We start from the raw sequence: 21773 nt of genomic DNA on the forward strand, positions 1-21773 counted from the left end.
ACCTCCTATCTTTTTAATTATATTTCATTTTAGTACTAGTCTTCCCAAGGTATTTCGACTATTATAACAAAAATGAATCAATAATGAAACCTTTATTTCATGATACGTTTATCTCCCAAAAATTTTTAAAAATTTCACCTTTAACTTTAAAACGCTTACATAAAGTGTATCATATTTTATAGATGAAGAAAATAAAAAAAATCTCCTAACACTTTATTTTGAAAGCTATAGGAGATTTTTTTATTATGCACTAATTTTTTCTACCGATTCAGGAAGTAATACCTTTACTTTCTGGATACGCATTTCTTGAATCTGATCAATTTTAAAGACAATATTTTGATATTCGATCACTTGGTGATCTTCTTCCGTTGGGATATAACCGATTAAATTAATCAATAATCCACCTAACGTATCATAATCTTCACACTCTTCGTCTAATTGTAAATGTAATCTTTCATTTAAATCCCTAATACTAATCAATCCATCGACTAAATACGTTTCATTATCAATTTTTTTGATGTCAGGTTCATCTTCATCGTATTCATCGTTTATATCCCCCATAATTTCCTCAATTAAATCCTCTATCGTAACAATTCCTGAGAAACCACCATATTCATCAATTAAGACAGCTAAATGATGTTTAGATTTTTGAAGTTCTTTGAATAGCTGATCAATATTTTTTCGTTCTGGAATCAGATAAGGTTTGTGCATAATCTGTCTAATATCCACATTTTCAAACCCTACTTTGTAAGCTTCCATAAAAAAGTCTTTCATGTACAAGACACCAATAATATTATCGATATCTCCTTCATAAATCGGAATACGAGAATACTTTTCTTCTAATAATTCATCAATATAAGTTTCGAGAGGTTGGTCGATATTAATTAAATAGACTTTGGTTCGAGGAGTCATGACTTCTTCAGCTAATTTATCATCAAACTCAAAAATACTATTAATCATTTCTTTTTCAATTTCATTTATGACCCCATGCTCCTGTCCCGCTTCAATTAATGACTTAATTTCTTCACGAGAGACATTTTCCTCAAGGTCATCACTATTCATTCCGCTAATTCGAATTAAACAATTAGTGGATAACGATAATAGCTTAACAAACGGTCTCGTTAGCTTAGAAATCATAACAATCGGTTTAACAGCGAACATAGCAATCGCTTCTGATTTTTTTAGTGCCACCCGCTTTGGATATAACTCTCCAAATACTAGCGTAAAATAAGATAAAATAAGCGTCACCACAACCAAAGAAATTTCCCCTGCATAAGGAATTCCTATCTGCATCAGCTGTTTTCCCATTATATCTGAAATTCCAGTTGCAGCTGAAGCACTAGAAAAGAATCCAGCTAACGTAATTCCAACTTGAATCGTGGATAAAAACTTATTTGGTTCATCTAACAACCCTAGTAATAATTCTGCTTTTTTATTTCCTTCATCTGCGAGCATTTTAATCCGATTACGATTTAAAGAAACAATCGCCATCTCAGCTGAAGCAAAAAAAGCATTTAAAGCAGTTAACACTCCAATCAAAATAAACTGTGAAATTAAATGACTCGGTTCCGGGTCCATCTCTATACTCTCTCCTTTAGATTTAAAATTTATAGATATTCTAGCATGTTTGAATCTAAAAATTAAGATATAACCCATTAAATTCCACAAAAATTACAAAAAGACTATCTTAATTTCGCATCAATTCTATTTTATTTTATGAGCTCAACTTCCATAATGTAACGAGTTTTTCCTATCGCTTTTATCACTTCAAAACCAAATGATTGATATAAAGAAATGGCTCTCCTATTTTGAGAAAACACATATAAAAAAAGATTTCGTTTTCTCTGTTTTGATTGTGTCAAACAATCTCTTAAAACTTGACTTCCAATTCCCTGTCCACGATAAGTTTCTAAAATATATAAATCATCTAGCTCCATTTTGCCATCTTTATCATGCAAATAAAAATACCCCACTTTATTCGTTCCTAAAAAAATAACTTGGTAATCTTGAATATGGGTTTCAATCTTTTGATATACCCACTTTAAAACCTGCTCATAATCAATGATTTTAATATCCTCATATTGATCGATTAATTGTTTATTTAACTCAAAAATGGAGGGAATATCTTCCTCTTGCGCTGCCTGATAAATTAACTTCATTTTAATCTCCCCCTATCCAATTTCTGTTACTGGTGGCTCAACATATTCAACAAACTCCCAAGTCATTCCTAAATCATTTGATTTAAATTTAGCCATTAATCGTCCGCCTTTATAATCACTATCTGGTCCTTGTCCAACCATTAAATATAATTCATCATTTTCAAAGTATGGAATTTCAGGTTGAACAAATGGTGTAAGTCCATCAACTTCAATGACAGGTAGATTAATTTCACTGTATATATAACCATTATCCGTGCGATAAAAGTTTGTATCAGCTCCCTCTACAACAGGATATGTAAAAAATCCAATCGTTTCGGTAATAAATCCCGCTGCTTGTAATAAACTCGTGCGCGGAGTAGAACCAAAATATTCCCACGTTATACCACCATCTACTGTTTTAAAAATAGCTTGTGCCTCCTGAGACATTGTTCTTCCAAAAGCCGCCACAACATATCCAACAGATGAAGTCGGAAAACTTATAAATTTCACACGAACACCTGAAACCTCAGAACTTATGACACTCGTCTGCCAAGACTGTCCTTGATCATTCGAATAAATTAATTTTAATGGAGAAAATCCTTTTTCCTCTGCGTTATAAGCTCCTCCAAAAACAAAAGCTGTTTTATTTGGAGAAATCAAATAACTCCCCTCTTGGAGCTTATTATAAGATGAATGTCCATCCGAAACCTTAACTAAAGTTTCTAAATCTATCGGTACCTCTACCCACATCTGCCCTCCATCATAACTCACATAACATTTTTCATTATCAATTTTGTACGTATACATGGTTTGTGTATATGGAATCTCCTCAATAAATTCTTGCTCATACTCATCTTTTTCCTGTTCTCCACTTTCATAGTAAATCTCGGCATCATATGGTGCCCGACGTCCAACTCGAGTGATGATATATGTCTCCTCTTGTGCTACACTTTCCTTCAACCATAAAACCCACTGACAATGAATCTCACCCTTTTCTTCAAATCCTTCAAAGGCTAATGTTAAATCCTGATTCTTTACTCTTGGAGAAATAGTGAAATCAATTTGCACGACCGGGTTATCTCCAGTCTCTAATGTCGTATACGACTTAACTTCATATCCCTTAATCTGTTGTTTAACAGGAATTAAAAAAGATTCATACCCTTCCATATATGATTTAAACCAGACTTGAATCATCGATTCTAGATTATCCCCTCGATGAACGACAATCTCAGTGCCTACAGGTTCTATCATCGGCACAGTTCCCCAAAAATAAAACCCAATAGCACTTAATATTAAACATCCAACTAACCCGAGCGCAACCACAAGGCCTTTATCTTTGTGCCATAAATTTTTAAACATCTTTCCACCCCTTTACAAAGTAATCATATCGCTAAACTTAACCTGATTCAATCATTACTTTTTATTCCTCTCTAACAGGAAAAAGATTATTGATATTTTGAGTATGAGACTATTAAGCAAAATCCGTTCCTCACCCAAATTTCTATATTAGCGTGAAACGTTTAGCCACCAAAAATTTAATGCCATTTATATATATAATAAACGTTAAAAATGACTCAAAGAAAAAAGGAGATATTCCACTCGATATCTCCTTTTTCTTATTCTCCATTTAATGAAAAAGATGCTCAAATTGATTTATTTCGTTCTACCTAGTGGTTCGACTGGAATCAGTCTTTCATAACGTTTGGGGTTTGACTTTGAGCCTTTCATCAACTTCACCATCTCAGACTGAGCGTGTACTTGATGTAATTCATCCTGAACTCTCACATAACTTCCATCTGCTTGGAGTTCATAAGCCTTCGTATTATCTTGAAGATATAACTCTAAAATCTTCTTCATTTGTTCCAAAATTTCTTTATCTTCAACAATCCCCATTGTCTCAACCCGTTTACTTAAATTGCGATACATCCAATCTGCACTCGAAATATAAACTTCTTCATTTCCATCATTATAAAAATAATAAATACGACTATGCTCTAAATATCGACCCACGATACTTCGTACCGTAATATTTTCACTTAACCCTGGAACTTGTGGACGAAGTGAACAAACACCACGCACAATCAACTCAATTTTCACACCTGCCTGTGAAGCCTCATATAGCTTTAAAATCGTTTGCTTATCATATAGCCCATTCATCTTCGCAATAATATTAGCCTCTCTCCCCTTTTTCGCATGTTCAATCTCACGATTAATTAACTGCTCAAACTTAAGACGAAGCTTATGAGGGGCAATCGTAATTTTTTTCATCTCATGTGCAGATGCATAACCTGATAACATATTAAATAAAATAGACGCATCTTCCCCAAACTGCATATCAGATGTCATAATCCCAATATCCGTATAGAAATTAGCCGTTACATCATTATAATTTCCTGTTCCAAAATGAACATAGCGCATCAATCCTGTTTTCTCTTTACGAACGATTAATAAAATCTTACAATGTGTCTTTAATCCAATCATTCCATAAATGACATGACATCCTGATTTTTCAAGTTTCTTTGCCCAATGGATATTATTTTCTTCATCAAAACGCGCTTTTAACTCTACTAAAACAGTCACTTGTTTCCCATTCTCAGCAGCTCGTGCTAATGCTTCAACAATCGGTGAGTTTCCACTGACGCGATATAGCGTTTGTTTAATGGCTAAAACTTTCGGATCATCTGCTGCCTTTTGAATCATCTTAACAATAGGATCAAATGATTGAAAGGGATGATGTAACAAAACATCTCGTTCCTTCAGCACTTGAAATATATTCCGTTCCTTTAATTCAGGAATATAAAGAGGTTTTAATTTTTCAAATTTTAACTCTTCATAACCTTTAATTCCAGACAATTTAGATAAGAAGGTTAAATCAATTGGCCCATCAACACGAAACACATAATCCTCTTCAATCTCTAACTCACTTTCTAAAATCTCAATCATTTCTCTCGGAGGAGCATCCTCTATTTCGATTCGAATAATCTCACCCCACTTACGTTGCTTTAAAGATTGTTCAATGGTCTCTAATAAATCTTCAGCATCCTCTTCATCTAAATGCATCGCTGCATTTTTAGTAATTCGGTAACATGATGAATGTAAGACATAATGACTACTAAATAATTCAGACAGTTTTGCCTTAATCAAATCTTCTAATAATAAATGATAAATGCCCTCTTCACTTGGTACCCTAACAAGTCGCGGTAATACAGATGGAACCTGAATGGTTGCAAAAACTAAATCACCATCTAGTTTCTCTTTAAGTAACAATCCAATATTCAATGTTTTATCTGAGATAAGTGGAAATGGTCTTGCTTGATCAATCACCATCGGCGTCAAAACAGGATAAATTTCATGACGATAATAGTCATCCATCTCTTTTTTAGTCTTTTCATCTAACTGTTCATACGTCACTAGATAAATTCCTTTATCTTTTAAACTTTCCATTAACAAATCATAGGTTTCATATTGTTCTTTTACTAATTGCCGAGTCTTTTCTAAAGACTCTCTCAATGTCTTATAAGGTAATCGTCCTGAAATATCTTCACTCACAACACTGGCTTGACACAAATCATACAAACCGGCAATCCGAACCATAAAAAATTCATCTAAATTAGAACTGACAATAGATAAAAATTTAATTCGTTCTAATAAAGGATTTTGAATATTTTTCGCTTCTTCTAATACTCGCTGATTAAATTCAAGTAAACTTAACTCTCGATTTAAAAAATGACTCGGTTGATCCATCATCAGTGTCATCTCACTACCTCCCAATCATATCGTGATTATTATTCATTCCTAGACAGACATTACTACTAAATATGACATTAAATGTTAATTATCTGTTATATTTTTGTCTATTTTTCATTAATCATTCACCTTAATGAGTTTTGACGAAATCTTTCGCAAATATTTGTTATAATATATAATCATCAGACAATTAACTTCATTAAAATCAAATAAAAAAGGTGTGATTCATTTGAAAAAACTAGGTATTATGGATATTGGATCAAACTCTATCAAATTATTAATTGCCAATCTTTATTCTGAGCGTTATTTTGATATTACTTATGAAGAAAAAATTCAGTTTCGAATGGGTCAATTTATCGATTCCAAGAAAGATTTAACAACTGAGGGATTTTATAAATTAAGAGATATTCTAAGCTACTTTAAACACATTTGTGAAGTAGAAGAAGTAACTGATATCAAAGCAATTGCTACTGAGACAATGCGTCGATTAAAAAATTCAGAAAACATCATTCATCAACTTCAACATCAGCTCCATATCACGATTGAATTAATACCTGGTGAACTTGAAGCCTACTATGGCTATTTAGCGACTCACCACACCATTGATTTATCAGACTATCTACAAATCGATATTGGCGGTTCAAGCATGGAAATTGTTCTCGTTAAACAAAAACAGCTCATCCATGCGATTAGCCTACCGCTTGGAGCAATCATCACCACTAAAAATTTTGAATTAGATTCATCACTCACCAAAGATAAAGAGAAATTATTTAATGCTCATATGAAACAAACCTTTGAGGAAATTAGCTGGTTAAAAGATGCCATCCATCTTCCAGTCATCGGAATTGGTGGTACCATTCGTACCATCAGTAAACTCTATCGAAATCGAATAGGAGATTCTTTAAAGTTACAACATCAGTATCACCTATCTGACACTAACCTTGAAGAAATGTATCAGTTATTAGCTCCATTAACTTTAAAAGATCGTCAAGAGTTAAAAGGACTTTCTAAAGATCGAGCTGATATCGTATTAGGATGTTTAATGACAATAAGATCACTTTTTAATTACATTGATTCAAAATCATTAATTATTAATCGCTACGGTATTAGACAAGGTGTTATCTTTAATCAACTGAACATTCCACCACAGTCAGTCCTTGATTACTCACTATCAAATCTTTTATATCACTATCGATTGCCAATTCATCATAATGATCGATTAAAGCAGTCATCCATCACTTTAGCGAATCAACTTCAGATAAACGATTTATCATCCACAAACATTTTAAAAGCCAGTAGTAAATTGTCTGACATCGGGCAAATTATTTCATACCAAAACAATTCAAAACATACCTTTTATCTCTTGATGAACATTAGCATCAATGGACTCAATGTCAAAGAACAATTAATGACAGCTTACACAATACGTGCAGGCGAAAAATATAATCTTAAAATAGAACCTGAACATCAAATGTTACTATCAACTGAAGAATTTGAACACTGTAAAAAACTAAGTTTGATCGTTCAACTCTGTTCTTACTTAAATGCACTTAAATCAGAATTTAATTCAATCGATGTATCAGAAGAGACTATCAGTATTAAATTTTCTAAAACCATTCCAAGCCCATACTTAATCCGATTAAATCAATTATCCACACTATACCTTGAGCAATTTAATCGACCATTAAAATTAATCATAATTTAACCTTAAAAGAGAAGCCTCTGATGAGTGCTTCTCTTTTTTTAGTCTTATTGAAACAAAAGGAGCTATCTTCTAAGAAGATAACTCCTTTTGGCTTTAGTTAAGAGATTAGATAACTGGAAATAAGAAAGATTGGATTAGAACATTTAATAAAAGTAAATCTCAATAAAAAGATTGAGGTTATTTTTCACTTTATAGCTTCAAGACGCAACTCCTCTAGAAAGTTATTAAAGATAATTTCTACTAAGTATCTAGACTTTATCCCCCAGCAATTGAGGAGTGTTCGCTTCCCTCACTGCTGGCCCCCCCATCTTATCCTGCGTTATTAATATTTCAATCCGAGTAATCGAGGATTAGAAATATTTAATGCAGGGTTATCTATCAATCTAGCTTCAAAACACAACTCCTCTAGGAAGTTATTAAAGATAACTTCTACTAAGTACCTAGACTTTATCCCCGGCAATTGAGGAGTGTTCGCTTCGCTTACTGCCGGGGCCCCCCATCTTATCCTGCATTATTAATATTTCAATCCGAGTAATCGAGGATTAGAAATATTTAATGCAAGGTTATCTATCAATCTAGCTTCAAGACGCAACTCCTCCATATATCGCCCCAACTTAGTACGTAGAAATCTCCCCATCTATAGTGGAAACCTGCTTCGCAGGATGGGGCCCCCCGCGTCTTTTAGCTTTTTAGATGGTCTAATTGAATGATATGAAATTTAGACCATCTTATCCTGCATTATTAATATTTCAATCCGAGCAACCGAGGATTAGAAATATTTAATGCAGGGTTATCTATAAGATGTTTTTAGTGCATTTTTTAGTACTTTTGGGTTCTTTTTGAATGGTGTTACTGGACAGATTTCTTTTTCGTGATAGTTCATTAGTGTATAAACGGCCATGCGTGCAGCACGAACTGAGAATTCCTCTGTAAAGACCATATCTTCTGGAATTTCAACATATTGACTAATCATTGCAAAGTTAGTTGAGCCTACTGGAACAACTTGAGGACGATCAGTCATTTTACGTGGTTGGAATTGTGAAACGATATATGGCATCATACATGGAATGACATTCACGACTGAATCCATAATTTCATCCATTTCATCTTCAAAATGTAAGTGGTGAATTAATTCATATAATATCTCTTCCCCTGTACACTCGCGCATTGGTTTTTGAACATAATCTCCAACTTTATCTGTGTATAATCCATATCCCCAGAAAATTGTTGTATCCATTGGTTGATTTTTAAAGTGTGGTTGTGCAGCCACTACAATACTCATTAGCCAGTTTGAATCTTTAAATGTCATTAAAGCTCCGCTACCTGGAATATTTCCTGAGAATTTCTCAATCATTTTCAATAATTTATTCCCTTTACATGTAACCGTAAAGCTTTCCCAATTTGTCTCTTCAGGATTTCCAAAGAAAGGTTCTGGATTTCCAAGACCCGGTTTTTTATCTGCAATTTTAGACCATAATTCACCTGAAATTGGGTTTTGTGGTGCATATTCTGGAGCAGTATTTAAATCACCAAGCGTTGCGCAATCTGTCATACAACCATTTGTCATAATACATAAATCCTCAGGTTTTAACTCAATCACTTCTTCACCATTTGCCGTTTCAATATGAATTGCTGTAGCAGTAATACCTTCTCCTTTAGCGAAATCAATATCGGTTACCACAGCATTGATACTGAAATCAACGCCATGTTCTTCTAAGTAAACTTTAAGTGGTAAAATAACTGATTCATATTGATTATATGGCGTACGTGTTACCCCTTCTAATGTTTCAATACGTGAAAATTCAAAAATCATACGTTCCATATATCGTTTGAATTCAAATAAGCTTGACCATTTTTGGAATGCAAATGTTGTCTGCCACATATACCAGAAATTCGTTGTAAAGAAGTGTGGTGTATGAGCAAACCATTCTTCAATTGTCATATCATCTAACGCTTCTTCTGGTGTTACCATTAATTTACCAAGCGCTAATCGGTCTTCCGTATTGAATCCCATACTTGTGACATCTAAAATCGTTCCTTCTTTATCAATTAAACGGGCCTGAGCATGCGTTGGATGTAAATGATCAAAATTTAAGATTTCTTCTGTCACACTCATATGAGGCATATCAAGTGATGGAATTGTTGAAAATAACTCCCAGAAGTTTTCATACGTTTCCTCATTTAACATACGCCCTCCACGGCAAATAAATCCATTACTAACATCACCGGCTCCATCATTACTTCCGCCTAAAATATGCATTCCTTCAATAATATGAATGCGATTACCTGGTAACTTGCAATCTCTAATTAAATAAGCAGCACCTGCTAAAGAGGCGAGTCCTCCACCGACAAAGTAAACGTCACGATTAACATCAAGTTCTAAATTTGAACGATTACCTTCTTGTTTCATTTCATAATATTTTCTAGCACCGTAAATAGCAGCTGAAGCGGCACCAGCAAATGCTGCCCCTTTGACTAAATTAGATTTTTTACTCATGGATTATAACCCCCAGTATTTGTTTTGTTCACACTGTTAATGTATCACTAAATTTCTAAAAATAAATTAGACAAATTAACCGTTTTGTCCAAATACTAGACATCCATATAACATTGTCTAAATACTAGACAGATAGGCCCTTTTGTCTATATTCGTAATCTCTAATTTTTCATAAAATAAATTATAAAATTCATTTAAAGTAGGCGATATCATGTCCTTAGATCAAAAAATAAAACAACGTTTATTCGAAACAGCTTTCAAACGTTTGAATCGCCATCAAATAAAAAAAACAGATCGTACAGCTCGCAATATTCTTGAAGCCTTACAATTGCTCTGTGGAAGAGAAATCACAGAGCCTGACTTAAATTTAATATACCATGAATTACGCCTTCGCCTTCAACATCATGAAGCACCTGATGTTACACTAGCGTGGTTACTTCACTTATTAGAGGCCTATCAATCCTAATGATTTACTTTTTTAAAATCGATTTTCTCTTTAACTAAAAAATAGTTCTTGAAATCTCAAGAACTATTTTTTAGTCAGATGCGGCACTCATATAACGATGATAAGCCAACTTTTCACAATTAATGGCAATATATTTCAAATTCATGGCTACTATTTTAGGATCTTCTCTCATTCCACTTTTAACCCAAGAAATAATGGTACCACATACCCCGTGGGCAAAAAAATGAGAAATAAACGTTTCATCTTCCGGCTGTACGGTATGAGACTCATCTAATTTTTCAATTGCTTCTTTAAATAAAGTCGCCGTAATATTAAATAGATACTCTGTCATACCACGCTCGTCACAACTAATGGTGCTATAGTAAAACGATTGCTCTTTCTTCATCAACACTAATAAATCCTCAACTTTTAAATACCAATTTTCAAAAGTCACCCCTTCCATTAAAGGTGCAAATCCTTCCTGATAATAAATCCAATTCACTAACTCATACTTATCTTGAAAATGATAATAAAAAGTCTGACGATTAAGTCCACATTTTTCCGTAATATCTCGAATGGAAATCTTATTAAAAGGCTTCTCATCCACCAGTTCCTTAAGGCCCGTCGCAATGGCTCTTTTTGTAATTAATGCATCTGACATCTTTAAACCTCTCCACCATAGACTCTTTTTATTTATCATAACATCAATTGACATTTTGATAAATATTAAATATACCTCATTATCCCTTGTCTGTGTATCAGCAACAAGGAGATTAACTGCAGCTTTTAAATGATTCATCAATTTCTTTCTATTAAATTACAGACCCAATAAAAAGAAACACGCTCCCATCATTTTTTAACCTTTGTAAAACTTGTTCAATAGACTTCTTTTTTAAAGAAATAAAAAAAGCTCAGAAACCATCTGAGCTTTAAAAATCTGTTGTATCTAGATTGCGTGAATAGCCGACACATCCTGTTAAATTTGCAATCAGTTCCATATCATAAGAATCGAATTTAAAATCAAAAACTTGCGCATTCTCATCAATTCGAGCATAATGAACCGACTTAGGTAATGGTAAAAATCCCATTTGCAAACTCCAGCGAATACAAATTTGCGCGACACTTTTTCCATACTTCGCTGCCAACTGTTGCCTCTCATGAACTTCAAAAATTTTTCCAGTCCCAAGCGGACTATAAGCTTCAAGTAATATTCCAAGTTCACGACAATACTTCACAACCTCCTCTTGAGTATCCCCAGGACACAATCGAATCTGATTGACCATCGGCACAATCGTTGCTGTTTTTAATAACTCCTCAATAGGGTGAGGAAGAAAATTACTAATACCAATGGCACGAATTTTCCCAACAAGGTAGAGCTCTTCAAATGCTTTCCAAGTCCCAACATTTGCTTCTTGTCAATAATGACGATGTATAATGGGATTAGCCAGTGTATTAAATATAAATCTAAATAATCAAGCTCCAATTCTTTCATCGTTTTATCAAAAGCTGCCAAATTTTCTTCGTACCCATGATCAAAATTATTAAGTTTACTCGTAATAAATAAGTCTTCTCGTTTAATACCACTGCGTGCAATAGCAGCTCCGACACTATGTTCATTTCCATAAGCTGCTGCCGATAACCTAAATGAAGGGCTGTTGTAACAGCATCTGCTGCTTCTTTCCCACTTTTAGCTTGCCATGTTCCAAAACCAATGCACGGAATGAATCCCCTGGCGATTGCTAAAAGCAATCTAATCCTCCGCTACTAGGGTATAAAACACCATTAGATAACGTGTAACAATCAGTTAATGATTCCATAAATATCCTCCTCAATCAAACTGTCCTTAGTTTAACCACATGATAAAAAATTATTTTGTTGCTATTTAAAGGCACAAGTCATGGATCCTCTATCATATCCTATAACATAATATTCCTTTTAATGGAGAGACGAGGGATTTGAATGACCAAAAGAATTGAAGAATATGAAACTCTGATTCAAAAATATAATGCTTTACAACGACTCATCGACGAAGAATTCCTAGAAGCAATAGATGAATTAGATTCAGCAATCTCCCATATGGAATCAACTACAAATTACATTAGAGCTCAAAAAGTCATCCGTTCAAAAATCAATTGCTGGTTACATGAATATGGTGACATGTATGAATTTAACCAAAAGTGCTCTCGTTGTGTGACACTTGCAAATAAAATTGAATGCTTAACTAACGAGTTAATGGCTCTTGATTTTCAGGCACAGTGTATCAGTCAAAAGACTAAAAAAATGCTCAAAAAAGCTCAAAAAATAAATGTACAATTATCTAAATTGAAAAAGGAATATCAATGTTGTATTGAATCTAATCCACCCCATTCTTCCCCCCACAACGAATAAATCTAATAAAAAATCCCGTAAGATTTACCTTACGGGATTTTTTGACTTTACTTATTCACATTTATAAATCTTTTGAACGCTCTATTGCACGTTTTGCAAAGTTTTGCATTTCATTTTGAAGTGACGTTTTAATCTCTGTCTGATTAAAAATTGATTGTTTCTCTTTTAAAACGGATACCCCATTAATCCAAACACTGTGGACATTAGATGAATTGGCACTATACACAATCGCTGAATAAGGATCATAAATTGGAAACATATTTAAAGATTCTGTTTCAATTAAAACAATATCGGCCTGTTTTCCAACTTCAAGTGAACCAATTTTATCATCCATTTTTAAGGCACGGGCTCCACTAATCGTTGCTAGTTTTACAATTTCCTCTGCTTTAAATAGTGAACGATCCTTATAGTGAGTCTTTTGTGCATAAACTGCTGTTTTCATTTGCGTAAATAAGTCTAACGTATTCCCACTACTCGGCCCGTCTGTTCCAAGACCAACAGTTAACCCATGCTCAATCATTTCTTTAACAGGGGCAATTCCTTTTCCGGCTTTCATATTTGATCCAATACAATGTGCAACTTTTACGCCACGGTTTGCCATTAATAACATGTCATTTTCATTCACATGGATACAATGAGCAGCCACTAATCGATCACTTAAAACACCAATTGAATCTAAATATTCTACTGGTGTCATATCATACTTTTCACGAAATTCTGTCATCTCATAATCCATCTCTGCAACATGCATTGAAATTAACGTGTCATATCTAACCGCAATCTCATGAGCATCTTGTAGTGCTTTTGTATCATTAGTATTGGTTGCATGTGGTGCAATGATTGGCGTCACCAACGGATGATTGCTCCATTTACTCATAAACTGTTCACTATAAGCTAACCCTCCATAAGCTTCTTCGCAATCACATGTCGGAAAATTAATAACTGTCTCCCCAAGTACTCCACGCATCTGCATCTCATCACATGCACGAGCTACTTCTTCTTCAAAATAGTACATGTCTAAAAAAGTAGTCACCCCACTACGTTGCATCTCTAAGATTCCATAACGGGCAGCCTCATAGACTAATGGTGCTCTCATACATTCAATTTCTAGAGGGAAAAGGTAACGACGAAGTCGATCTGGACAATCATCTCCTAATGAACGAAATGGAATCATTGAAACATGAGCATGTGTATTGATCATTCCTGGAATCAAGATACCACCTGATGCATCAATCACTTCATCCACATACTTTTCAATATCTGAATCATACTCACCGACATACGAAATCTTATCATCTTCTATGACTAACATACCTTGTGGATAAGTTGATAGCGTTTTATCCATTGTTAAAATCCAAGCATTTTTAATTAACGTCTTCATGATAAACCTCCGCAATTAATGGCACAATTTCCTGTGTTAATGTATTAATCATTCCCATATCAGTTACCTTTAACTGTGGGGATACCGGTAATGATAATGTCGAGAATGACATAATTTCATTATCATGAACATATCCGAGTTCTTGCATAGCAGATCGAACGTCCCTAAGTTGTTGTGCTAATACTTCAATTGGCTGTGCACTAACAATACCACCAATTTCTAAATAAGCTTTTGCTAAAACTTGCCCCTCTTTTACAACGACATAGCCCCCTTGCATTTCACAAATCATCTGTTGAGCGAGCATCATATCTTCTTTATCATTTCCCATCACCATGACATTATGATGATCATGAGCCCAAGATGTTGCAATCGCTCCTCTCTTTTTAATCGGGGTATCTAACAAAGCGTGAGCGATATTACCATTCTTTCCATAACGCTCATAAACCGTTAATAAACATAGATTTTGTGATTCATAATCAAGTATTCCATTTTTAACCGGAACCTGTTTTTGAATATGTTTAGTAAATGTTGAGTGTGGTTGTGTTTGAATAATGTTACATAACACTTTATTCCCTGAAATCTTAATATCAAAATCTTCAGGCTCAGCCTTTTTACATTTTATTGAGTGGTAGAAATGGTCTGGGAATATTTGATTATGATTTTCTTGATGCGATTCCCTATCATTAGCTACGCAACACCCACCCTTGTAAACGGAATGAATCTTAAAGTTATCCACATCAGTCAGTAAAATAAAATCTGCTAGACGGCCAGGCGCAATCATTCCGCGATCTTCTAAATGCATTCGACGAGCTGGCGTATAAGTCGAACAATAAATTGCCTTCTCAACTGGCATTCCAAGTTTAACGGCATATTTAATAATTTCATTTAAATGACCCTTAGGTAACTTGTCTCCCATGACATCATCTGTGACAAATGCAAAATAATCATAAAAATGATAATCCATTAACGTTTGAATGGTCTGTTTAGTCATCGATTTTTTTTGAATTTCTAAAAACATTCCACTTTTAATTTTTTCAATAATACTTTCAGGTGTTTGCTGAGTATGATCTGCTGTAACTCCTGCTGCAATAAAATCTGCTAAATCTTTACCACTAATTTTTGGACAATGACCTTCAATCGGTAAGGACGGTCTAAATTCTTGACATAGTTTAATAATATCTTTAATAGTTGAGCTTTCTTTTTTGCATAAATCTTGAAAGTTCATCACTTCTCCCAAACATAAAATATTTTGATGATTGAGAAGTTCCTTCACTTCATCTACTCCAATCAACCCACCTGTTGTTTCTAAATGTGGGGATGTTGAAGGAACAGACGATGGAATTCCATAAAAAATATCCAATGCAGTTGCATTGGATAAAAATGATTGAATTCCTTCGATTCCAAACACGTTTGCAATCTCATGTGGATCTGCAACAACAGTTGTAACCCCATGAGGCAAAACAGCCTGTGAAAAACGCGAAGGTAGAGTCATAGAACTTTCAATATGCATATGAATATCAATTAATCCTGGTACCATATATAGACCAGTTCCATCAATAACTGTTTCTTCTGTTACCGATAAAGAATCTGCGATCTGTGCAAATCGACCATTTTTAATGAAAACATCTTTTATTTCAAATTGTTGAGTAAATGTTTGATACACTGAAATATTTTTAATGATCATATCCATATTGAGCACCTATCCTAATTAACGGTTAACAATACGGTTCCATTGATCAATCCAATTATTTAATAATGGATTAACAAATGAATAATCAATTGTTTTAGCATTTGCTGCAACTTCACCATATGTTTTGTTTAATGCTGTTTCTTCATCTAAAACAACATCTTTATTAGTTGGAGCTTCATTTAAAGTAATCGCTGTTGAGCTTTGTAATTCTTGGCTTAAACGGAAGTTTACATATTCGTAAGCTAACTCTTTATTTTTTGAGTTTTTATTAATATCGATTGTATTGAAGTTTGCGTAAGTTCCTGATGCTGGTACAACGAATTTCACATTAGGTTGAGCTTGTTCAATCGTTGGGATTCCGAAATCCCCCACAACAGCAACAGCAATCTCACCAGATGCAAACATATTAGCTAAATCACTTGATTTTGAATAAGTTTTAACAATGTTCGGTTGTAATTCTGCTAATGCTTTGAATGCTGCTTCACCTTGATCTTCTTTAATATCTCCATTTGCATAATCATTTGCTACATAAACCATAGCAGGCCCAAATGTTGTTGAGATATCTGGAATTGAAATTTTACCTTTTAATTCTTCATTCCATAAATCTGACCAATCATTAATTTCAAATCCAACCTCATCTGGATTGTAAATAATTCCGATACTATTTACTGTGTAAGCAGCCCCGAATCCATTTTCAGCTAATTCTGCTGCAGGCTCAATTAATGAAGAAGCATTTGAAATCTTTGAGTAATCAATTTGTTCAAATAATCCTGCCTCATATCCATTTGCTGCCGCTGATTGTGATAATTCAATAATATCAACCTCTGAATTTGGATTATTAGCTAATTTTGTATAACGATCATTTGTTCCACCTGTATCTAATACTAATTCACAGTTGTACTTTTCTTCGAATGGAATTTTCACTTCTTGTTCCCAAACATCTTGACTTAATCCCCATGTTGAAACAACTAGTTTTTGTTTCCCTGAATCTTCAGAACCTGTTGAACATCCTGTAACAAGGGTTAATGCCATTGCAGCACCTAATGCTAATTTCCATGATTTTTTCATATTCTTCGTCTCCTTTTTGCCTGTTTAAACTAATACGATTTTATTTGCTGGTAAATGTAATGTTAATTCATCATTAATTTCATATACATCTGCACCGTCATGATTTACAACGATTTTCCCTAACTTTGTTTCAACTTCATATTGATAACTCTTACCTAAGAACGTACGAACACAAACTGTTCCACTGACACAGTTTTCTTGCGAGCTTTGAACAATCTCAATATCATCTGGACGAATAGTTCCTAATGTAATAGTCGTATCAGGTAATTCATCAACACTAAATGTTAAATCATCACTTAAGAATGTATTTCCTGATTTATGTTTCATTGGAATGAAGTTTTCGAACCCAATAAATCTTGCAACGAACTCAGTTTTTGGTTTAGCATAAATATTTTCAGGTGTATCGTATTGCTCGATAACGCCTTTATTCATAACTGCAACACGGTCTGAAATCGCAAAACATTCCTCTTGATCGTGAGTAACAAAGACAGTTGTAATTCCTAACGCTTTTTGAATTCGTTTAATTTCAACACGCATTTGGATGCGAAGCTTTGCATCTAAATTACTTAATGGTTCATCAAGTAATAATAATTTAGGCTCAATTACTAAAGCACGTGCTAATGCGACACGTTGACGTTGACCTCCCGATAATTGCTTTGGTAAACGATCTTTATACTCTAGTAATCCACAGACTTCTAACATTTTATCGACTTTTTCTTCAATTTGTTGTTTATCCATTTTACGTAGCTTTAACCCAAAGGCTACGTTATCCTTTACAGTTAAATGTGGGAATAAAGCATAGCTTTGGAAAACCAAACCGAAGTTACGTTTATGTACAGGAATCTTAGTAAAGTTTTCATTATCTACTAAGAAGTCTCCGTCAGCTATATCAATAAAACCAGCAATGACACGTAAAGTTGTTGTCTTACCGCATCCACTTGGACCAAGTAATGACACTAACTCACCTTCATGCATCTGTAAATTTAATCCCTTTAAAATATCATTTTTTCCATCGTAAGTTACACGAATATCATTTAATTCTACGAATGCCATGGTGTCTCCTCCTATTTTGCTAATGAATTAATTCCAAGTGTCTTTTCAACAACAAACATAATAACGATTGTTGCAACCATTAATAAAACTGATACAGCCGATACGGTTGGATCATAATAATATTCAATATAGTTCATTAATGCTGTTGGTAAGGTTGTGACTCCTGGACCCGTTAAAAACATTGAAACTGGAATATTATTAAATGAATTAATAAAGGCTAATAAGAAACTTGAAATAATCCCGCTAGAGATGTTTGGTAAAACAATCTTAAAGAATGTCTGGATTTTATTACACCCTAAACTCCACGCTACTTCTTCAATCGAGAAATCAAATTGCTCAAGTGAAGCCCCAACAATGCGGATAATATAAGGCAATACAACTAAGAAATGCCCAAATAATAATCCTTGAAAAACTGGAATACGTAATTTAATCACTAAGAATTGGAATAATGCATATCCAATCACGACTCCAGGAACAATGGTTGGAGATAAGAAGAAACTTTTTAATAATTTCTTCCCTTTAACTGAGTAACGTGACATTCCATAAGCTGCTGGAATCCCAATGACTAACGCAATTAAAGTTGATATTAATGCTAATTTAAAACTTAAAATGAAAGAATTCATAAATGTTTTTGACGTTAATGCCTTCACGAACCAATCAAATGTAAATCCTTTAATTGGGAACGAGATTGTATTTTCAGTTCCAAAAGCCGTCACTGTAATAATTACTAATGGAAAGAAAAGAAAAGCAAAAACGAACATTGATACCAATGTTAGCATCTTATGTTTACGCATCTAGTTCACCTCGCTTATCTACTTTTGCTGCAATGAAGTTTAATCCCTTCATGACAATTAAGGTCGTCACAATCATAATGGCTGCGATAACACTTGCTCCCGTCCAATCATTTAAAGTCATTGAACGTTGATAGATTAAAGTTGGTAAAACTAATGCTTTATTTCCACCTAAAAGCTGTGGAGTTGTATATGCTGTTAGAGATCCAGTAAAAACAAGAACTGCTCCCGTAATAATACCTGGAATACTCATCGGTAAAACAACTTTTATAAAAGCTGTTAAACGATTTGCCCCTAAACTCTCAGCTGCCTCCATCATATCGTTATCGATATTATCCATCACTCCAACTAACGTAATAATCATAATTGGCAAGAATAAATAAATCGTTCCGACTAAAACGGCAAACTCAGTGTACAGCATACTAATTGGTTGCTCAACGATTCCCATATTCACTAATAAATTATTGATTATTCCATTTTTACCTAAAATATTAATCCAAGCAAAACTACGAACAACAGAATTCGTTAATAACGGGAAAATAGAAATAGCAATTAATAGACCTTTCCATTTTTGTGAACAACGCGAAATAAAATAAGCGGTCGGCACTCCAAACAGTGTACAAACCAAGGTAGCAATCAAGGAGATTTTCAGCGTTCGATAGAAGATTTCTAAATAATACTCATCTTGGAAAAATGAGATGTATTGATTTAGAGAAAATCCATCATTAAAGACCGTTGGCCATAATATTGAACATAATGGCAACATTAAAAATAATAATAATAGTACAAATCCTGGAACCATTAAAACATAAGCTGAATTTTTTTTCATGTCGTTACCTCCTTGCGATAGAACGAATGGCCTTGTTCTATCTCTTCTCATAGTCCGATTTTTTACGGAAATCGGGTAGAAACTTACGCACCATATTTGCGTTATATATGAAAATAACCTTGATAACCACCGTCATTATACCAAAATTTTATAGATTTTACCTCATTTTTTTGTAAAAATATGTCGTTTTTTAACTTAAATATATAAATATAAAAAGTGATAAATTTTTACATTTATCACCTTTTATATGCTTAATATCAATAACCTGATTTAATGAGCACTGCTTCCTCTTACTAGAGCTCTCAATTAAGGTTATATTAAAATATTGTTCTAATCGCTTAATATGTAAACTCATAGCTAGTTAAGCTAAATACAGTTTATATCCTACCTTTATTTGGACTCCTTAAATAAAGAATTTTAACGCTTCTAATCCTCACATATAATCGATCTTAACATTGACATTTCTAATCATGAAATGTGATTTTGAATCGGATGCTCCAATGAGTACCATTGAGGTTTCTTCTCTCATGGATTGAAAATCTTTTAACGTAAGAAATTGGACTTCAGCATATCCCCAATCATCTACTAATGTCGAAGGCACAACTTGCTCAAATTCTTTTTTCGTTGTTCCATAACTAATACTTAAAGATTGTCCAGAGAGATTAAGGTATTCACAACTTACGGTCACAACATCCCCTTTATATAATTGAGGTAGATTAATTTCTAATGTTGCAGGTGCTTGTTTTGTTCCTTGCATTTCAAAAATATGACTCTCATCATGCCATTTAAAAGTTCCATCTTGAATTATATTCCCATGGCTCTCAATTAAAAATGGATTTAAACATCTCAAATAATCAATTCTATTTTTCATGCTATAACTTTCACACTTCCCATTACCCCTAATACTTTGACGGTACAGTAAGCTATTAGTTGTAATAAAGTCAGTTCCCATCTCAATTAAGTTAACCATTTCTTTTGCTTCATCGACTGTCCAGACGTTCACCAAAACACCAACAGAATGAGCGTAATCAATCAAATCCTTTGTGACATTTTTTTTATGACAATCGATATTCATTTGATGCTTCGCACAGTAATCAATATTTTCTTTTGTTAAATCAGCAAGCCATTGAAGGCCGATATTTTTATCTAGCTTCCTAATTTCAGTGGCGACCTCTTGATGAAACGTAATGATGATACAATTAGAAAGTAGCCCCCATTTTTCAATCTGATTTAATAATGTCGCAATACTTTGGATTCCAATTCGCTTCACCTCAATGACAGGAACAAGCCCCTGACATTTACATACGTTTAAATACTCCTGCAACGTTGGGATTTTTAGATGTGGATAGGTCGAATCTGCAATTTGAAATGCCTTGAGCTCATCTTTCGTATAATGACTCGGACTCCCTGATCCATTTGTCATTCGATTAATCGAGTCATCATGCATCAAAATGAATTCACCATCCGCCGTCTCATGAATATCGCATTCTGCCCCAAAGTATCCATACTTCCCAGCCAACTCATAAGCCGGTAACGTATTTTCAGGTGCGAGTGCACTAAGTCCTCGATGTGCAATCATGCGGATTTCTGTTTTGTGGAATAGGCCCTGTGGATTTTGAACTAAATTCCGATTCATAACCTCTTCTTTTTTCTCAAATTCAACCTCAAAGCTCGTTGTAACTCGCAGCAATTCCTGTTGATAAATATTTAATTGTAACTTAGAATCCTTATTCATTGAATCAAGTATTTTAATTAAAATCGTACCCATTCTATCTTTTAAAATTTCAACACTTTCTTGAGAAGGAATAATTTCGACCTGACAATGACTTAAATTAATCGGTTGATTATTTTCAACCAATAAAACTTCAAGATATCGACTAGTCTCATTGGATGGCAATTTACATTTTCCTCGTTGTTTCAAAACATCTAATAAAAAATATTTTTTATACATGTCCTCACCTCAAGACAGTATAATCTTAAAACGCTGAGAATATGTTTTCTGCTCTTTAGAAACAAAATGTTTTTACATTTTTTGAGTCAG

19 protein-coding genes and 1 riboswitch are annotated in these 21773 nt (G+C 33.9%); of the genes, 3 read left to right on the forward strand and 16 right to left on the reverse strand.

Going from position 1 to position 21773, the window contains the following annotated elements; all coding sequences use genetic code 11:
* Positions 1–243: 243 nt before the first annotated feature.
* From HLK68_RS02440 to HLK68_RS02455, 4 genes are all read right to left on the reverse strand, one after another.
* A complete protein-coding gene (locus HLK68_RS02440) occupies positions 244–1578 on the reverse strand; it encodes a hemolysin family protein (protein ID WP_055163810.1) in 1335 nt (444 codons plus the stop codon).
* 131 nt (positions 1579–1709) lie between these two features.
* Complete coding sequence (locus HLK68_RS02445) at positions 1710–2159, reverse strand: GNAT family N-acetyltransferase (protein ID WP_006783296.1); 450 nt, start codon at positions 2157–2159, stop codon at positions 1710–1712.
* Positions 2160–2171: 12 nt separating this feature from the next.
* Complete coding sequence (locus HLK68_RS02450) at positions 2172–3497, reverse strand: WD40/YVTN/BNR-like repeat-containing protein (protein ID WP_006783297.1); 1326 nt, start codon at positions 3495–3497, stop codon at positions 2172–2174.
* 294 nt (positions 3498–3791) lie between these two features.
* Positions 3792–5894: an RNA degradosome polyphosphate kinase gene (locus tag HLK68_RS02455; protein ID WP_132942560.1), complete on the reverse strand. Its 2103-nt coding sequence runs from the start codon at positions 5892–5894 to the stop codon at positions 3792–3794.
* 211 nt (positions 5895–6105) lie between these two features.
* Here HLK68_RS02455 and HLK68_RS02460 point away from each other — a divergent pair, with 211 nt between their 5' ends.
* Complete coding sequence (locus HLK68_RS02460; RefSeq protein ID WP_238843629.1) at positions 6106–7590, forward strand: Ppx/GppA family phosphatase; 1485 nt, start codon at positions 6106–6108, stop codon at positions 7588–7590.
* A gap of 790 nt (positions 7591–8380) precedes the next feature.
* Here the strand turns inward: HLK68_RS02460 and HLK68_RS02465 are convergent.
* A complete protein-coding gene (locus HLK68_RS02465) occupies positions 8381–10087 on the reverse strand; it encodes an oleate hydratase (protein WP_006784259.1) in 1707 nt (568 codons plus the stop codon).
* 211 nt (positions 10088–10298) lie between these two features.
* Between HLK68_RS02465 and HLK68_RS02470 the strand changes: the two genes are divergently transcribed.
* The gene (locus tag HLK68_RS02470; protein WP_132942562.1) at positions 10299–10553 is read left to right on the forward strand and encodes a hypothetical protein; all 255 of its coding nucleotides are present in this window, start codon (positions 10299–10301) and stop codon (positions 10551–10553) included.
* A gap of 70 nt (positions 10554–10623) precedes the next feature.
* Here HLK68_RS02470 and dhaS read toward each other — a convergent pair whose 3' ends face one another.
* The 4 genes from dhaS to HLK68_RS02490 all read right to left on the reverse strand — a co-directional run bounded on the left by dhaS (position 10624) and on the right by HLK68_RS02490 (position 12281).
* Positions 10624–11193 carry a dihydroxyacetone kinase transcriptional activator DhaS gene (gene dhaS, locus HLK68_RS02475; protein WP_129821577.1) on the reverse strand — a complete coding sequence of 190 codons (570 nt, stop codon included), beginning with the start codon at positions 11191–11193 and terminating at the stop codon, positions 10624–10626.
* A 268-nt stretch (positions 11194–11461) separates the two neighbouring features.
* Positions 11462–11890: an aldo/keto reductase gene (locus tag HLK68_RS14550; protein ID WP_081448228.1), complete on the reverse strand. Its 429-nt coding sequence runs from the start codon at positions 11888–11890 to the stop codon at positions 11462–11464.
* Positions 11836–12126: an aldo/keto reductase gene (locus HLK68_RS14655; RefSeq protein WP_081448229.1), complete on the reverse strand. Its 291-nt coding sequence runs from the start codon at positions 12124–12126 to the stop codon at positions 11836–11838. Before HLK68_RS14655 ends, HLK68_RS14550 begins: the two co-directional genes overlap by 55 nt.
* Complete coding sequence (locus HLK68_RS02490; RefSeq protein WP_039931100.1) at positions 12021–12281, reverse strand: hypothetical protein; 261 nt, start codon at positions 12279–12281, stop codon at positions 12021–12023. The genes HLK68_RS14655 and HLK68_RS02490 overlap by 106 nt, the downstream gene beginning before the upstream one ends.
* Positions 12282–12491: 210 nt before the next feature.
* Here HLK68_RS02490 and HLK68_RS02495 point away from each other — a divergent pair, with 210 nt between their 5' ends.
* Positions 12492–12920, forward strand: a complete 429-nt coding sequence (locus HLK68_RS02495) for a hypothetical protein (RefSeq protein WP_009607643.1) — start codon at positions 12492–12494, stop codon at positions 12918–12920.
* 61 nt (positions 12921–12981) lie between these two features.
* Here HLK68_RS02495 and HLK68_RS02500 read toward each other — a convergent pair whose 3' ends face one another.
* From HLK68_RS02500 to HLK68_RS02530, 7 genes are all read right to left on the reverse strand, one after another.
* The gene (locus HLK68_RS02500; RefSeq protein ID WP_055163825.1) at positions 12982–14301 is read right to left on the reverse strand and encodes an amidohydrolase; all 1320 of its coding nucleotides are present in this window, start codon (positions 14299–14301) and stop codon (positions 12982–12984) included.
* Complete coding sequence (locus tag HLK68_RS02505) at positions 14285–15991, reverse strand: adenine deaminase (RefSeq protein ID WP_132942563.1); 1707 nt, start codon at positions 15989–15991, stop codon at positions 14285–14287. The genes HLK68_RS02500 and HLK68_RS02505 overlap by 17 nt, the downstream gene beginning before the upstream one ends.
* Before the next feature lie 18 nt (positions 15992–16009).
* Complete coding sequence (locus HLK68_RS02510; protein WP_006784265.1) at positions 16010–17059, reverse strand: ABC transporter substrate-binding protein; 1050 nt, start codon at positions 17057–17059, stop codon at positions 16010–16012.
* 24 nt (positions 17060–17083) lie between these two features.
* The gene (locus HLK68_RS02515; protein ID WP_006784266.1) at positions 17084–18112 is read right to left on the reverse strand and encodes an ABC transporter ATP-binding protein; all 1029 of its coding nucleotides are present in this window, start codon (positions 18110–18112) and stop codon (positions 17084–17086) included.
* An 11-nt stretch (positions 18113–18123) separates the two neighbouring features.
* Positions 18124–18906 (reverse strand): ABC transporter permease, encoded by a 783-nt coding sequence (locus HLK68_RS02520; protein WP_006784267.1) that lies wholly within the window; start codon positions 18904–18906, stop codon positions 18124–18126.
* On the reverse strand, positions 18899–19732 hold the full coding sequence (locus HLK68_RS02525) for an ABC transporter permease (RefSeq protein ID WP_006784268.1): 834 nt from the start codon (positions 19730–19732) through the stop codon (positions 18899–18901). The genes HLK68_RS02520 and HLK68_RS02525 overlap by 8 nt, the downstream gene beginning before the upstream one ends.
* 30 nt (positions 19733–19762) lie before the next feature.
* A riboswitch (purine riboswitch) is annotated at positions 19763–19863 on the reverse strand.
* 302 nt (positions 19864–20165) lie between these two features.
* Positions 20166–21683: a glycerophosphodiester phosphodiesterase family protein gene (locus HLK68_RS02530; RefSeq protein ID WP_006784269.1), complete on the reverse strand. Its 1518-nt coding sequence runs from the start codon at positions 21681–21683 to the stop codon at positions 20166–20168.
* Between the last annotated feature and the right edge of the window lie 90 nt (positions 21684–21773).

It is taken from the genome of Turicibacter sanguinis (assembly GCF_013046825.1).
Lineage (GTDB): Bacteria > Bacillota_I > Bacilli_A > MOL361 > Turicibacteraceae > Turicibacter > Turicibacter sanguinis.

Coding starts and splice junctions, on each gene's coding strand:
- HLK68_RS02440 (WP_055163810.1), bottom strand. CDS start 1,578: ATGGACCCGGAACCGAGTCATTTAATTTCACAGTTTATTTTGATTGGA.
- HLK68_RS02500 (WP_055163825.1), bottom strand. CDS start 14,301: ATGAAGACGTTAATTAAAAATGCTTGGATTTTAACAATGGATAAAACG.
- HLK68_RS02445 (WP_006783296.1), bottom strand. CDS start 2,159: ATGAAGTTAATTTATCAGGCAGCGCAAGAGGAAGATATTCCCTCCATT.
- HLK68_RS02525 (WP_006784268.1), bottom strand. CDS start 19,732: ATGAAAAAAAATTCAGCTTATGTTTTAATGGTTCCAGGATTTGTACTA.
- HLK68_RS02495 (WP_009607643.1), top strand. CDS start 12,492: ATGACCAAAAGAATTGAAGAATATGAAACTCTGATTCAAAAATATAAT.
- HLK68_RS02450 (WP_006783297.1), bottom strand. CDS start 3,497: ATGTTTAAAAATTTATGGCACAAAGATAAAGGCCTTGTGGTTGCGCTC.
- HLK68_RS02510 (WP_006784265.1), bottom strand. CDS start 17,059: ATGAAAAAATCATGGAAATTAGCATTAGGTGCTGCAATGGCATTAACC.
- HLK68_RS02465 (WP_006784259.1), bottom strand. CDS start 10,087: ATGAGTAAAAAATCTAATTTAGTCAAAGGGGCAGCATTTGCTGGTGCC.
- HLK68_RS02520 (WP_006784267.1), bottom strand. CDS start 18,906: ATGCGTAAACATAAGATGCTAACATTGGTATCAATGTTCGTTTTTGCT.
- dhaS (WP_129821577.1), bottom strand. CDS start 11,193: ATGTCAGATGCATTAATTACAAAAAGAGCCATTGCGACGGGCCTTAAG.
- HLK68_RS02530 (WP_006784269.1), bottom strand. CDS start 21,683: ATGTATAAAAAATATTTTTTATTAGATGTTTTGAAACAACGAGGAAAA.
- HLK68_RS02515 (WP_006784266.1), bottom strand. CDS start 18,112: ATGGCATTCGTAGAATTAAATGATATTCGTGTAACTTACGATGGAAAA.
- HLK68_RS02455 (WP_132942560.1), bottom strand. CDS start 5,894: ATGACACTGATGATGGATCAACCGAGTCATTTTTTAAATCGAGAGTTA.
- HLK68_RS02470 (WP_132942562.1), top strand. CDS start 10,299: ATGTCCTTAGATCAAAAAATAAAACAACGTTTATTCGAAACAGCTTTC.
- HLK68_RS02505 (WP_132942563.1), bottom strand. CDS start 15,991: ATGGATATGATCATTAAAAATATTTCAGTGTATCAAACATTTACTCAA.